Here is a 15,693-nt window from a genome sequence, read left to right on the forward strand (position 1 = left end):
CTTTCCGCAGCCGCTTTCAGCGGATACGGTATGGCGAACCAGTCGTCAGCCCTGGCAGCCCTGGCAGCCCCATCAGCCCCGTCAGTCCTATCAGCGCATTGCAAACGATGTGAAGAATCGGCTGCCTGAATCCCTTCTCTTGCGCTCGGCCTGCGTCTGCATAGTACAGGCGCGGGGGCCTACAGATACCGCTTCTTGAGGTCTGTCAGGCGGCTTTCAATTTCCTGAAAGGCCGTTTGCAGGGAGGCGCCTGTCCGGCAGCGGGCGCGGGCTACCTCAAAGAGGTGGGAAAGCTTGTTGAAACCATAACTCAGCGAGGCCCCCTTGAGGCCGTGCAGAATGCGTTCGGTCTCATCCTTTTGTGCGTTTGCCATTGCCACGCGGACTGCTGCCAATTCCCTGTCCACGGATTCGAAGAACGAGGGCATGAGGTCCATAAGTTCTTCTTCCAACAATTCATCGGTAAGGACTTCGCTTTCCGGCCCGCGCAAGGGGGCGCTCTTCTTTACGGACGCGGTGTCATCCCTGCGGCAATATTCGGCAATGGTTTCAAACAGGGTCTGGCGCCGGACGGGTTTCCCCAGAAATCCCGAACATCCCGCTTCCAGCGCTTCTTCCCGGTGCTCCTTGAAGACGTGGGCGGTCAGCGCAATGATGGGCACGGCGCTGCGGCCGTGTTTGCGTTCCAGTCTGCGCATGCGCCGCGTCGCCTCAAAACCGTCCATCTCGGGCATCTGGATGTCCATGAAGACCATATCCACATTCGTCTTGGAAAAGATATCCAGCGCTTCCCTGCCGTTTTCCGCAAACAGCGGGGTGACCGGCGTTTCCTTGAGGTACAGCTCTATGAGGTCGCGGTTGGCGGCCATGTCTTCGGCAAAGATGATGGTGGCCTGGGGGAGCCTGTCTGCATAGTCATCCGTTGCCGAGGACAATGATTTGTTGGGCAGGCCCATGACCGGCGTTTCAAAGGGAATGGTCAGGCTGAAGGTGGAGCCGTTGTGGGTGTCGCTCTGCGCCGTGATTTCGCCGTGCATCAGGCTGGTAAGGCTCTTTACAATGGAAAGTCCCAGCCCCGATCCCCCGTGTTTGCGCACCATGGACGGGTCGGCCTGGCTGAAGGCATCGAAAATGGTGGCCAGTTTTTCCGCAGGCACGCCCAGGCCGGTGTCGGAAACCCTGAAGGTGAGAACCACGGCGGATTGCTCCTGTCCCATGCGTTCCACGCTTATGACCACGCCGCCTGTTTTGGTGAACTTGACCGCATTGCCGACAAGATTGGCCATGATCTGCCGGAAGCGAACCGGATCGCCCACAACCTGCCGCGGGACGTCCGGGGCGATTTCGCAATACAGGTCTATTCCCTTTACCCTTGCGCTGTGCTCGAACAGCCGCCTTGTGGCTTCGAGTTCATGGGAAAGATTGTAGCAGATGGATTCCAGCACGACCTGCCCGGCTTCGATGCGGGTAAAGTCCAGAATGTCGTTGACGATGCCCAGCAACAGGTCGCACGAAGAGCGCATGGCACCCAGGTATTTCCGTGCGTTTTGGGGCATGTCCTGGTCGTCCAGCAGTTCCGACATGCCCAGGATGGTATTGACCGGCGTGCGGATTTCATGGCTCATGCGGGCCAGAAAGGCGCTTTTGGAGCGGTTGGCGGATTTTGCGGCCTTGCAGGCGGCGTCGGCCTCGCGGCTTACGCTTTTCAGCTGGTCCTTGCGCACGTTGAGCTGGTCCACCATGGCGGCCAGGGCCTCGTTGCCTTTTTTGAGCTGGCGCTCGGCGTTGCGCTGTTCCGTAACGTCGCGCAGGAAGACCAGCAGTGCGTCCTGCCCGTCCCATGTGGTGTCGGCCACATGCATTTCCACCAGAAGCATCCCGTTGTCGCCGGGGAGTTCCAGCTCCGCAACTCTGCCTTTGTGCACTGCATAGGGAAAATCCTTTCCGTCCGCCTTGTCCGCCCTCATTTCCAGCAGCCGCTCGGCCGCCGGGTTCATAAAACGGATGCGCAGCCTCGGGTCGAGGACCACAATGGCGTCGGAATGGCTGGCAAGGCTGGCGAGCGTGTCGCGCAGTCTGATTTCCTTTTCCCTGAGTTCCTCGGTCTGATGTTGCAGCCCTTGGGTAAGGCGTTGGTTGTTGTCCCGATATCTGCCCAGCCCCAGCTTCATCTTGCGGAAGCTGTCGGCGGTTTCCTGGATTTCCCGCACCGGGCAGTCGATGTCGAACTCGGTGTCCAGGTCGTAAGATTCCACGGCCTTGGCCTCGTCGCGCAGGGCGACCATGGCCTTGGCAATGCGGTTTGCCATGGCAATGCCGATGAGCATGGTAACGAGCAGGATGCCGGTTGCCAGGGTCAGGTTGAAGTTGCGGTTTCTTTTGATGGGGCCGAGGACGTCGTCCTCCGGAACATACATGCCGATGACCCAGGGCCATTGCGGACTGTTGAAGCGGGAGAACATGGCGTAGTAGGTTTTTCCGTCCAGCTCGAAGCTGGTGAATTCCTTGCCGCCCAGGTCGGCTATGCCGCGCCTGCCAAAGGCAGTTTTGTAGGCCTGCCGGGCAGTCGGATCATCCAGCCGGGTAATGTTCACAAGCTGAAAATTGTCCGTATCAGCCTGTTTGCGGGCAATGACGGAGATGTCGGGAAAGGCGATGACTTCACCCGCCTGACTCAGAATGAAGGCCTTGCCATGTTCGCCGATTTGCAGGTCGGCCAGGAAGTCGGAAATGGCGTCTATTTCAATGTCCACGCCGACCACGCCCATGAGCTTTCCCTCCTGCCCGAAAACCGGGGTCGCCGTGGTCAGGCCGGGTTTTCTGGAGGTAAAGAAGATGTAGGGTGCCGTCCAGATGGTGTGGGCTGTTTTTTCGGCCCTCTGAAACCAGGGCCGGACTCTCGGATCGTAGGTGTCGTTGGGGTCCACGGTGTGCATCAGCTCTGTGCGCCAGGCATCTCTCCAGATAAGCCGTGTCTGGCGTACGCCATCCACCAGGGTGATGATTTTTGTCCGGAACCCGCCTTTGATCTTTTCATCGTTGCGCATCACATACAGAAATTCGCCGCTGCTGCTCCCATAGTACAGCCCGGCGAATTCCGGGTGCAGGGCCAGTTGCTCCAGAAAATAGCGTTCCATGGCCTTGCTGTTGTGGCTGGTGACGATCTGGCTGCTGGCAAGGCGCTGGGTAAGGCGCGAGGCATCCCTGGCCGGGGAAAGGTAGTTCTGGGATTCGGAAACAATGAAGGTGGAGATGTTTTCCATAAGGGAATGGGCATTGCCCAAAAGGGCTTTCTCGCTGGTGACGTACGAGGAGATCTGAATAAAGCCCACGGCCAGGCATTGCAGAATGACCAAAATGCCCAAGAGGATGAATTTGATGGAGTATCGTTTCACTGTGCGTCACCTTGGTGAATTTGGGTATCTATACGTGCGTAATTGGATTGCGGGAATACCTATTTCCAGAATACGGTGTTTGCAGGGAAAAATCCATGCGTTTCTTGAATTGGCTGCCTTTTGTAATTTTTTGAACCAGGGTTTTCCATGCTCTGCTCCGTTTGCACGGCCGGCGGCAAGGTCCGTTTGTTTTGACGGAGCTATGTAAAGATCTGTTGCATGTGTCGATAAAAGCCATTGTCAATCCTTGCATGCATGCTCTACACCAGTTGCATAACCTCCAAACACAAAGTGCGCGCTATGGCAGTATCCCATATTCCTTCTTCCCACACAGCCCCGTCCGGCCACGCCGGGGGGAAGATTCCCGACAGACTCGGTGCCGCCGCAGGCTCCGGCAGCGTCATCAGCCTGCGCAGTCGCATACTTCTTCTGCTGGCGGCACTCATGGTGGTCAACCTGACGGGCGCCGGGCTGTCCATCTGGTACACGGACCGGGCCAAAGGGCTGTACGAATCCACCATGGACCACGACTTTCAGGCGCTTATGGCTGCCCAGGGGCTGGAAACCGCCTTGCTGATGCAAAAGGGGCTTACCACCTACTTTTTTCTCAATAACGATCCGGCCTGGCTGGAACAGCTGACCGCGTACGAGCAGAATTTTGGAAATTATCTGGAGCAGGCCCGGAAGTCCGTCATTGATCCGGAGCAGCGGAATCTGCTCAACCGGATCGAGTCCGAGTATGGAAACTTCACCCATGCGCGCGACCAGGTCATTGCCCTGTACAAGGACGGCAGGCGTGAGGAAGGGGCCAAACTGCATTGGGCCGTGCGCGACGGCTTTTCCCGCGCGTTCACCTTGTGCGAGGATTTCAGGAATTCCTACAGGGAGCGGGTGCTCACGGCCCGGGCCAATTACAACAAGGAAGCCCACCTCATTTCCCTGGTTACGCTGGGGGCCATGCCGGGGGTTTTCGGGCTGGGGCTGCTGCTCATTTATATCCTTATGAAACAGGTTCTCATCCCCCTGCGCCGCCTTGTGGTGGGCAGCGGACTGATGGAGCGCGACACAGTGCCCGACGACGAGGTCCAGGCCTTGTCCCGGTCTTTTGAAAACCTCATGGCAGACAGGGACAGCGCCCATGTGCAGCTGGAAAAGAGCCAGGAAATTCTGCTGCAGGCGGAAAAGCTGGCGCTGGTGGGGAAAATGGCGGCAGGCGTTGCGCACAGCGTCCGCAATCCGCTGACCTCATTGAAAATGCGTTTGTTTTCCCTGGAACGCAGCCTTTCCCTGGACCCGATGCAGCGCGAGGATTTTGAAGTCATTTCCGAGGAAATCAAACACATCGATACCATCCTGAACAATTTTCTGGAATTTTCCAGGCCGCCCAAGATGCGTTTTCAGTCCGTCAGTCCGTCCGCTGTGGTGGACAACACGCTGCAGCTGCTGCGCCACCGGTTGCAGTCGGGCAATGTGGATATTCAGCTGCACCGCGACGATCCCCTTCCGCCCACGGCCATTGATCCGGAACAGCTCAAGGAAGCCCTGGTCAACATCATCCTCAACGCCTGCGAGGCCATGGTGGAGGGTGGGACCATCACCATCAGCGAGGATCTCGGTGTCGTGGACGGGGTGGGGCGCATGATACTCATCCGCGTGGCAGACAACGGACCCGGCGTGCCCAAGTCCATCATGGACGATATTTTTTCGCCGTTCTTCAGCACCAAGGAGGAAGGCTCGGGCCTTGGGCTGGCCATATCCCGCCGTATTCTTGAGGACCATGGCGGCTGGCTCAGCCTGAAATCCAAGGAAGGCTACGGAGCCATATTTTCCCTGGCCGTACCCTGCAAGGAGGCCTGCCCATGGCCGTGATTCTTGTGGTGGACGACGACGCCCAGCTGCGCAGGAGCTTTGCCAAACTGTTGCAGTCCGAAGGGTACGAGGTGGTTGTGGCCGCGTCCGGGGAAAAGGGCATAGAAGCGGCCCAATCCCGGCCTTTCGATCTGGCCGTCATGGACGTGCGCATGCCGGGCATGGACGGGCTGGAGGCGTTCAAGGCCATTCAGACCATCGATCCCAAACTGCCGGTCATCATTATGACCGCCTATGCCGCCACGGAAACGGCCATTGAAGCGGCCCGCTGCGGGGCCTTCGATTTCGTGCTCAAGCCGTTCGACATCCCGCACGTGCTGGAACTCATCCGCCAGGCTTTGGCGGCCGGGCGGGTGATGCGCTCGCATGTGGAGATGGATGCCGATCCGGCCCTGGGCAAGGAAGACGCGCTTCTTGGCCGGTCCAAGGCCATGCAGGACGTGTTCAAGGCCATTGGCAGGACCGCGCCTACCGACGCCACCGTGCTGGTGCGCGGCGAGTCGGGCACGGGCAAGGAGCTGGTGGCGCGGGCCGTGTACCAGTACAGCCAGCGGGCGGAGATGCCGTTTCTGGTCATCAACTGCGTTGCCATCCCGGACACGTTGCTGGAAAGCGAACTTTTCGGCTACGAGCGCGGCGCTTTTACCGGGGCCAATGCCCGGCGTGTGGGCAAGGTGGAGCAGGCCGGCGGGGGCACGCTTTTTCTGGATGAGATCGGCGACATGCCCCAGAGCATCCAGGCCAAGATTTTACGGCTGCTTCAGGAAAAGACCATCGAGCGTCTGGGTGGACGCAATCCCGTGGAAGTGGACGTGCGCATCATTGCGGCCACCAACCGCAATCTGGAAGAAGCCATCCAGGATGGGCGCTTTCGCGAAGACCTCTATTACCGGCTCAACGTGGTCTCCCTGAACCTGCCGCCCCTGCGTGAACGGCTGGAGGACGTGGACTATCTGGCCGATCATTTCCTGGCCCGTTTTTCACGCGAGCTGGGCGTGGTCAATCCCGGCATCAGCGAGGGAGCGCGGCGCGCCCTGGCCGCCCACTCCTGGCCCGGGAACGTACGCGAACTCGCCAACGTCATTCACAAGGCCCTCATTTTCAGCCGCGGATACCCCGTCAGCACCAACGAAATTTCAACAGCCCTGGACGACGGGCAGAGCCGGGACGAAGCAGACCCAAGCAGGGCTTTACGGACCGATACAACTGACCCGCTGCGGGAGTGGATTCGTTCCGAACTGACCTCCGCACCGCGCGACAATCTTTTCGAAGACCTGCGCGACAGGTTCGGGGCGGTACTCATAGAAGAAGCCCTGGATATCACCGGTGGCAACCGCAGCCAGGCGGCCCGGTTATTGGGGGTGTCGAGGCCTACCTTACTTGCCCGCATAGACAAGTATGGTGTGCTGAAAAGGGCACGATAGCGGCGTTATTTCAACAAGCTCAAACCCTCGCGTATCAGGAAATACGCGTCGGTCTTGAGCTTGTCTCATGCCTTGCTCTCGCACCCTTTTGAGCACACCATTTTTTACAAGTGAAAAAGGCGCGATAACTTCGTTGCTTCGGCAAACTCAAATCCTCGCGTATAAGGAAATACGCGTCGTCATCAAATTGGTTTTACGCCTCGCTCTCATACCCTTTTGATCTGCCTGTGAATGGAATTTTGTAAGCGGGGAAGATATTTTAAATTTTTGAGCACACCTGTAAGATCCGTTGGAAAAAAGCACGCCTGGAAAAAAAGGCCGGGGAGAGAATCTCCCCGGCCTTTTGCTGTTGTCAGCCTGTTGGTTATTTGCCGGATGTGATGATGAGTGTCGCGGCCTTATCGGGTTGCAGGTAGTTTTGGACCATTTGGTCCAATTCCTCTACGGTAAGGTCTTGCATGATTTTGTTTTCGTCGCGGCTCCATTGCACCTGTTGCGGGTAGCGGGAAAGTCCGGTCAGCACGGTATCCATCCAGTAGGCATTGGACTGCCGGGCTTCGATCAGCGCGTTCACGGCAGGCTTTCTGGCCCGTTCCAGTTCATCCTTGGTAATGCCTTCCTTGATAAATTGGGCCGTAAGGTCCCGCACTTCCCTGGCAATCAGGTCAGTCTTGTCCGGGGTGGAGCTGATGTGCGTCAGGAGCAGGCCGTAGCCGGGGTATGAAGCCAGCGGCATGGCCCCGGCCCAGGGCGAATAGGTCAGCCCCAGTTTTTCGCGGATAACCTTGCGCATCCGTTCGCCGAACACTTCCGCCACCAGGCGCATGCCCAACCGCTCGCGCTGGTTGGCGTAGCCGCTGGAAGGAAAGCTTACCGAAACAACGGCCTGTTCGATCTCGCTGTCGGCCTTCAGCTGCAGCTCCTTGCCTGCGGGGAACACGGCAGAGCCCTGGTCCTTTGGCGTGTAGTTGCGTTGCGGCAGGGTGCCGAAGACCTTTGCCACGGACTGGATAACCGCTTCCGTGTCCACGTCGCCCACGATGTCGATTTCCAGCGGAGCGTTCGTCAGGTAGGGAGTCAGCCAGTCGCGTACGGTATCCAGCGTGTAGGGTGCGAAGGCTTCGGGAGCCGAGCGTCCAAGCCGGTTGTTGCCGCCGCTGAAAAAGCGGAAGGCGCGGGCCTGGAACAGCCCGTCAACGGTCTTGTCCTGGGAGGCGGCAGCCTTGACCAGCTCGGTTTTGGCTTTGGCAAATGCGGTTTCCGACCAGGTAACATTGTACAGGCTGGCCCGCATCAGACGCAGGAGATATTCCTCCTCGCCGCTCAGGGAAAAGCCGGATTCGATGAATCGTCCCGGTTCGGCCGCAAGCTCGAAGCCCAGGGTGCGTCCGGCCAGGGCGTCTTCCAGTTCCTGTTGGCTGAGTCCCAGCATTCCGGACTCGTTGGCTGTTTCAATGGCAAGCCGGGCAAGTCCCTGTTGGTTTTCAGCCTGTCCCCGGCGTCCGTTGCCAAAGACAAGATTGATGTTGGTTTTCCCTTTTTCGAATTCCGTGCGCATGATGTTCAGCCGAATGCCGTTGGCAAATTCGATGCTGCTCATGTCCGGATTTTTTTCATCGGTCCGCTTGGCGATTTTGCCCGGCTCACCAACCGCGGGCAGGGCGAGTTGCTTTGCCGTTTTCAGCTTGGGCCTGGGAACATTCACAGCCGCGCTTTCCGCCCAGGCCATGGCCAGGGCGAACTCGGGATTGTACTTGCCGTCCAGGGGCTTGGGGCTTTCCAGGCTCAGCAGCCTGTGCCCGGTATTCCAGGCAGCCTTCCAGGCGTCCTGCACCGCGCTTATATCCGCCTGCTCCGCCATGGGTTTCTGCAGGTCGCGTTCCTGTTCCGGGGAGAGAAAGACTTCGTCTGAGGTAACGGCCTGCATCAGTTCCTGGGAAAGCTGCTGGCTGGTGCGGGCCTTTTGGGTTTGCACGGCAGAGTCCAGGGCGGCCAGGTAGCGTTTCTTGGCCCGTTGCAGTTCAGCGGGCGTAAATCCCCATTTCAGGGACGAACGCAGCTGTTGTTCCAAAAGCCCAAGGCAGGCTTTCCACTGGCCGGGTTCGCATTCGCCGTTGATGCCGGTCATGGTGTAGGCGTTCAAAAAGTCGTAGCGCATGGAGTCGCCGCGTAACAGTTTTCCGCCTTCCTTTTCCGAGAGTGCGGCAAGACGCTCGTTGAACATCAGCAGGGCCAGCTGGTGCAGAACGTCCTCGCGACGCTGGGCCGAGTTGTCCACTGCGTCGGGAGCGTCGGACAGCACCGAGATGGAAACCTTGGAGACGGCGCTTTCCGGGTTGACAGCAAAATAGGTCTGCAATCCGTCGTGGCCGTAGCTGTCCACCCGGGGAAGTTTCTTGTCCTGGCGTTCCGGCGCGCGGGACTTGAGGTCGCTGAAGTATTCGTCCACCAGGCGGACGGCTTCCTTGGCCTGCACGTCGCCAACCACCACCACGGCCATGCGTTCCGGCCTGTACCATGTGTCGTAGTAATCACGCAGGAGTTTCGCGTCCGCCGCCTTGATGACCTTTTCTTCGCCTATGGGCAGGCGGTCGGGGATGATCGATCCGGGAAAGTAGAAGTTCAGTTCGCTTTTCAGGTTGCGGTAGCTCTGCGAATCGCGGGCCGTCTTTTCCGACAGAATAACGCCGCGTTCGCGGGCCACCTCGGACTGCAGAATGAGCGCCTCGCCTGCATAATCACGCAGGATGCGCAGTCCGTCGCGCAGGCTCTGTTCCTTGTCGTCGGGCAGGCGCACGTCGTACACGGTTTCGTCGAATCCCGTGTGGGCGTTGGCGTCGGCTCCGAAATTCATGCCCAGCCGCTGAAAGTGTTTGATCAGTTCGCCGGGTTTGAAATGGGTGGAGCCGCAAAAGGCGATGTGTTCCATAAAATGGGCCAGACCACGCTGATTTTCGCGTTCCTGAAACGAGCCCGATTCCACAACCAGATGCATGTCCACCCGTTTTTCGGGCTGGGTGTTGGGCATAACGGCGTAGCGCACGCCGTTGTTCAGCACGCCGAAGGTGACGGACGGGTCGGCTTTCAGGTCGGATACGTCCTGCGGCCACTGGGGGAGGGGCTTGGCCTGGGAGATGATGGGAAGAATGAGCAGGACCGCGAGAGTCCAGACAATACTTTGCAATCGAATGCGCATGAAGCGCCTCCTTGATATATTTTTCGGTGTGCACAAGGCCGGGTTGCGTTTTCGCCTGTTCAGAAGTAAGAATAATTACTTCTAAGTTTTGACTCGTCAAGATGAGGACGGATCATTTATCCGGCAAGGCACACCAATTGTATCCAATAAGTACCAAAAAAGCGTCAGTCCAGGCGCGATTGTCTTTTTCCCGACACTATGGGCTGATATTTGGTTTCTTGAGTCCTCTTTTCAATTTATGGCTGGTTTACAATTTTTAAAACTATTTCCCTTCACATTCGCATGATTTAAGTATGTATTACTTAAATGCTGAAGTGCTTATATAGTACTTCAGCATTTTATTTTGTGATGGATGTAAGTTTTTTGAAAATGAAGTTCTGACATGTATGTGAAGTTTTATATCGATTTTTTCTATTTGGCTGAATTTTACAATACATTTTTGTAGTTTTTTTAAAAAGTCCTGGAATTAAATTCATTTTATTTTTAAATAGAAAAATTAAAAGTACTAAAAAATTAATACCCGAGGAGGGGGGATGTCTATTACTGCACCAGATTATACTACAAAGGTACAAGCCTATTTTAAGGCCAGCCTGGGGCGTTTTGCTTCGGCGGAAGAACTTTCCACCTGGGCAACTGAATTGCTTGGAAATAATGGCAATGTCTGGGGGAACACTGCTGACGAAAGCCTTCAGAAATATGTAAGCAGTCTTGCCGGATGGGGGGAAGACGCTCCTTCAGAGAAAGATGCGCAGTCTCAGGTGGATACGGTGCTGACCAATATGTTCGGCACGTCGGATATGAATGAGGGAATTAAGACATACTACGTGGAAAATTTGGTTGAAGGTACAATCAAATCGCGTGGGTTGGTCAACGCAATTATTAACGACCTGCATCTTATGCCCAAAGTGGACGGCTCGTACGACGCTCCTGCAGGGTGGGATTTTGGCCCGGGTACATCCTTGGTTACGGAAGCCGAAGCCATGTTTTATGAAACAAACATGGTGGATGGCAAGGATGTGAACCTGGCAGGATCGGTTGTTGATGGGCGTATCAAGGGTGCCACTGTGTTCGCAGACTTGGATGGCGACGGGGTATTGGATGCCGACGAGCCATTCACAACAACAGATGCCAACGGTGATTTTGACGCAAATTTTTTGGATAACGCCGCCAGTGCTCCATTGGTTGCCTTTGGTGGAACCGATATTGCCACGAACTTGCCTTTTAAGGGTATAATGTCGGCTCCCAAGGGATCGACCGTGCTTACGCCTTTAACCACGCTTCTGCATGCTATGGTGAATTCCGGAGTCAGCTTGGACAGTGCAGAGGCAAGCATGGGGCAGATTTTTAATTTGCCTACGGGCGTGGATATCAAGACTTTTGACGCAACCAACATTGATACAAGTGCAGCAAGCTCTGCGACCAAACAGAATGCTGTTACGATGTATGCCGCAGCTGCTGAGGTTGCCAACCTTATCTCGCAGATAACCAGTGCTCTGGAAGGTGCAGATGGAAGTCTGACTGGCGAGGCTGCGGCGAAGGCAGCGATTGCGGCGCTTGCAGACAAGGCTGCGAAGGCGGCAGATGCCGGCACGGATCTGGACTTGTCCAACCCGGAGAATGTCAAAGACATCCTGCTCGATTCCGCCCAAAAAGCGGACAGCGACGCCGGGGCGGATACCTCCTCAGATATTGGGGTGGTGGCTGACTCTGTCTCGGAAGTGATGGCAGCCGCCAACGCGAAAGTTAAAGAAGCGGCGGGCGAAAGCGGCAGCATGAATGATGTGTTGAAAAGTATCGCCAGGGTTCAGCATGTGGCAGGAGGGGAAGCAGCGGACTCCATAAAAAACGGAGTAAGCAGCGGTGACATGAGTGAGGCAAAGGATTCCTATAAAGGGTCCAATTTGGATAACGCCATCCATGATGCTGCAAGCCAGACCGACAAGGTGAACATTGGCGATCATGGAACCGCCCCTTCTCCGACTCCAACTCCGACTCCAACTCCGACTCCGACTCCAACTCCGACGTTTACCTTGGTATCTGATGGAAGTGGTGACTACTCTTTTGGGGGCACTGCATCAGGTGATATTACCCTTTCCATTGACAGCTCCACCCAGGAAGTGAGTTTTCAACGGAAAGGGCTGACTGCGGCAACAACTCTTGCCATGGCTAATATTTTAGATGGAAGCGCAAGTCTGAACGTAGCCACAGGGCAAAATTTGGCATTGACCCTGGAACAGACAACGGACCTGGCTGCACCCTCCACGCATACGGATATCCATGGAACGGGCAACGTGGATATTGGTACGGACACGATTGCTACGGATCTTGATCTTTCCTTTCTCTCCGTATCTTCGGTTTCATTTGACAGGGGGGAAGATCTGGCTATCGCCCAAAGCGCAATCCTTACGTCTTCCAGCACTTTCATGGATAACGTAACCATTACCGGCGATGGAGCAGTCAATCTTGTGGCTTCATCCAGCACAACAGGAATCCATCTTGATGTTCAGACAGGAAGGTCTAGCACTTTTAATTACATAGAGGCAACGGCTGGTAATGACGTAATTTCGGTTACCGGAACCGGGATAAATTATATTACCCCCGGAAAAGGAGCTGATGTACTTACCCTGGGGGATGGAACAGGGGGTGATCAAATTTTTGTTTGGGGGGGCGATTCTTCTTCCCACTCAGCCTCGGATACACCACGTGAGGACGCTCAAGGGGCGTTTATAACGTTTTCGAGCATTAAAAGTTCGTTGAGCCCAGGGGATGCCCTTGTCTTTACTTACAATGAAACGAAGTATACGGCGACTTTGAGCCACGATTCAACGGAGCTTTCCGGACTGCAACAGGACATTGAAAATGCACTGGATAGTGCCAACGGCAAGCTGGGTTCCGGCAAGGTGACAGTGTCTCTGGATGGCAATGATCTGGTGCTGACTTCTGCAGACACTGCAAAGACCTTGACCGGAAGTACGTTTATAGATGTTGGCACGTCCCATTCCGCTCCTGGTGCTGTCGACCGGATTTCTAACTTCCAGATCGGAACCGATTTTTTAAGTATTGTTGGAGCGTCGTCAATGAGTTCTGACCACGGCAGTACAGTCAATAGAATTGTGATGACCGTTGTGAATGGATTTATCACTACCCAATCTCTACACACCGTTGATGACGTTATACTGGCGGCTTTGACCGATCTTGGGGACACTTCTGATGTCGTGGCCTATTGCGATGGGGATAACACCTACGTTATTCAAGGCAATGGGATTGTGGGAGAGCAGCCGAGTGATGTCGTTGTCGAACTGGTTGGGATTTCATTCACCGATATTTCAGGTCATAGCGTGGCTGAATTTGTAGATTTAATTAACTAAGTGATGCAAGACGGGCTACAAGTCTGCTGATTGTAAAAACAAACTCCCCGCCTCATTAATGAGGCGGGGAGTTTTTATATTAAAGTCTGATGATACTCTTCCAGAAGCTCGCAAGGGACACAGCGGCGAAAATTTCCCCCCTGTTGAAGGCATATTGGTTTGGGCGTCTCAATGCTGAATAGAGCCAGCCTGCATTGCAGATAATTGTGCAGACCGTGCTTGCCGTCTGCGCCGCCCATGCCGGACTTGCGTCCATATATGACAGACGTTCAAACTTGTGATGGATTTCCAGATATGAGGTGAAAGTTGCTTGCGTTTTTGATAAGAATTGTTATTTCTTAAGAGCTTTTTTGTAAAACAGAGGTAAGCAGACGCGTCCACTCGACCTGCAACCGAAAAAAATAGCAAATACTGAACTGGGCTTGTTTTACTGGTTTTTAGGCCTCGTATGGCGCAGGGCGGGAAAAAAATCAGGATTGGAGATTTTCTTGAACCTCTCCCCGTACCTTTGCTATAAAGATAAGAGCCTCTTGCAACTTTGCTTCCCCCAACCCTGTTTTTCTGGAGGGCTTCAATGAGTTTGTTTTTCGGCAAAAATAAGAATTCCGACGAAAAGAAAGAAGACTGGCTCATTCCCGAAGACAGCCATAAGCATCTGGCCGATGTTTTTTCCAAGCTGGCCGAACCCGTGCATGTGGAGCTATTTTCCGCGGACAAGGTGAACGTCGAGTTCACCGATTTCGCCCGGCGTTTTTTGAACGACCTTTCCCGCATCACAGACAATATCGTGTTCGAGGAATTCGCCGTACACAGCGACAAGGGCACGGAGCGCAAGGTTGAGGCGGCGCCCACCATCGTTATACAGCCCGACAAATACTCCATTCGCATGCTGGGAGCGCCTGCAGGCGAGGAGAGCCGCTCTTTTATCGAGGCCCTGCTGCTGGTCGGCATGAATACCTCCCAGCTTGGCAAGTCTGCCAAGGAAATGGTCAAGGAGCTGGACGAGGAACGCGCCATCAAGGTGTTTGTCAGCCCCACCTGTCCTTATTGCCCCGGGCAGGCCATGCATGCCATCAAGTGTGCCATTGAACGGCCCGATCTCATTTCCGCGCAGATTATTGAAATATCCGAAAATCCTGATATCGCAGACAAATACGGCGTGGGTAGTGTGCCGCATACCGTGTTCAACGACGAGCTGGAAGCCCTGGGCTTGGAGCCCGAGGAACGGTTTGTGGTGCAGATGGTGACCCTGCGCAGTGCCGAGGACCTGGCCGAGGAAATGCGCGAAAAAGGAAAGGCCGAAGGCGTGGCCGTGCCCGAACCGACAGAAGACGTGGACCTCATCATCCTGGGTGCCGGACCCGCAGGGCTGACTGCCGCCATTTACGGCCAGCGCAGCGGGCTGGACTGCCTGGTGCTGGACGGCGGAAACATCGGCGGACAGGTGGCCGTTACCCCGGTGGTGGAGAACTACCCGGGCTTTACATCCATCCCCGGTGCCAAGCTGGTGGAAGTGCTTATGCAGCACGCCCGCGAGTATACGGTTATCCGCGAGTTCGAGCGGGCCGAAGAGCTGAAGGTGGGCAAGCGCATAGAGGTTATGACCTCCAAGGGCATGTACACGGCCCGCGCGCTTGTGGTGGCCACAGGGGCCAAGTGGCGCAAGCTCGGGGTGCCGGGCGAGGACAAATTCCACGGCCACGGCGTCAGCAACTGCGCTTCGTGCGACGGCTATTTTTACAAGGACTCCAAGGTTGTGGTGGTGGGCGGAGGCAATACCGCACTCACCGAGGCCCTGCACCTGCACAACCTGGGGGCGGATGTCACCATCATCCACCGCCGCGACGAGTTTAGGGGCGAAGAGCATTTGAGCAAGTCCGTGGAAAAACTCGGCATCAATGTGCTTTGGGACAGCGTGGTGACGGAAATTCTGGGTGATGAAGAACTGACGGGCGTGCGGGTCAAGAATCTGCGTTCCGACGAAAGCAAGGACGTGGAAGCCAAGGGCGTGTTCGTCGCCATCGGCCTGAATCCCAACTCCGAAGTCGTGCGCGATATTGGTGTGGCTTTGGACAAGTACGGATACATCAGCGTGGACAAGTCCATGCGTACGTCCATTCCGCGTATTTATGCGGCGGGCGACATTACCGGCGGCTTCCAGCAGATCGTCACGGCCACCAGCGAAGGCGCCACCGCGGCCATGACTGCATTTGAAGACCTACATAAACTAGAGGCGTAAGGAATTTAGGCTACCGAGAAAGGCACGATAGCGGCGTTTAATAAGGCCGGGCAGGTTTAATAACCAGCCCGGCCTTATTTGCTGTTTAATCTTAGCTGTTGATTGTACAGCCCAATTGGGCAGGCTGCTTAAAAAGGTGCGAGAGCAAGGCGTAAGGAAAATTCAAGGCCGATGCGTACTCTTATGTACGTGAGGATTTGAA

General features: G+C 55.7%; 6 protein-coding genes. 4 read left to right on the forward strand and 2 right to left on the reverse strand.

All coding sequences use genetic code 11. The features are described 5' to 3' along the window. Positions 1–179 precede the first annotated feature (179 nt). Positions 180–3,395, reverse strand: coding sequence for an ATP-binding protein (locus ACI0FJ_RS18140; protein WP_424305747.1), 3,216 nt, complete (start codon positions 3,393–3,395; stop codon positions 180–182). 300 nt (positions 3,396–3,695) lie between these two features. Here ACI0FJ_RS18140 and ACI0FJ_RS18145 point away from each other — a divergent pair, with 300 nt between their 5' ends. Further along, the gene (locus ACI0FJ_RS18145) at positions 3,696–5,264 is read left to right on the forward strand and encodes an ATP-binding protein (RefSeq protein ID WP_424305749.1); all 1,569 of its coding nucleotides are present in this window, start codon (positions 3,696–3,698) and stop codon (positions 5,262–5,264) included. Then, positions 5,255–6,688, forward strand: a complete 1,434-nt coding sequence (locus ACI0FJ_RS18150) for a sigma-54-dependent transcriptional regulator (RefSeq protein ID WP_424305751.1) — start codon at positions 5,255–5,257, stop codon at positions 6,686–6,688. The genes ACI0FJ_RS18145 and ACI0FJ_RS18150 overlap by 10 nt, the downstream gene beginning before the upstream one ends. Before the next feature lie 364 nt (positions 6,689–7,052). On the opposite strand, the gene ACI0FJ_RS18155 is transcribed toward ACI0FJ_RS18150, so the two are convergent. After that, a complete protein-coding gene (locus ACI0FJ_RS18155; protein ID WP_424305753.1) occupies positions 7,053–9,884 on the reverse strand; it encodes a M16 family metallopeptidase in 2,832 nt (943 codons plus the stop codon). Between the two features lie 533 nt (positions 9,885–10,417). On the opposite strand from ACI0FJ_RS18155, the gene ACI0FJ_RS18160 reads away from it, so the two are divergent. Both ACI0FJ_RS18160 and ACI0FJ_RS18165 read left to right on the forward strand, forming a co-directional pair. Continuing rightward, positions 10,418–13,252, forward strand: a complete 2,835-nt coding sequence (locus ACI0FJ_RS18160; protein WP_424305755.1) for a hypothetical protein — start codon at positions 10,418–10,420, stop codon at positions 13,250–13,252. Positions 13,253–13,826: 574 nt separating this feature from the next. Beyond that, positions 13,827–15,491 (forward strand): FAD-dependent oxidoreductase, encoded by a 1,665-nt coding sequence (locus ACI0FJ_RS18165; RefSeq protein ID WP_424305757.1) that lies wholly within the window; start codon positions 13,827–13,829, stop codon positions 15,489–15,491. The last annotated feature ends 202 nt before the right edge of the window (positions 15,492–15,693 follow it).

It is taken from the genome of Desulfovibrio sp. 7SRBS1 (assembly GCF_049723905.1).
Taxonomy (GTDB): Bacteria; Desulfobacterota; Desulfovibrionia; order Desulfovibrionales; family Desulfovibrionaceae.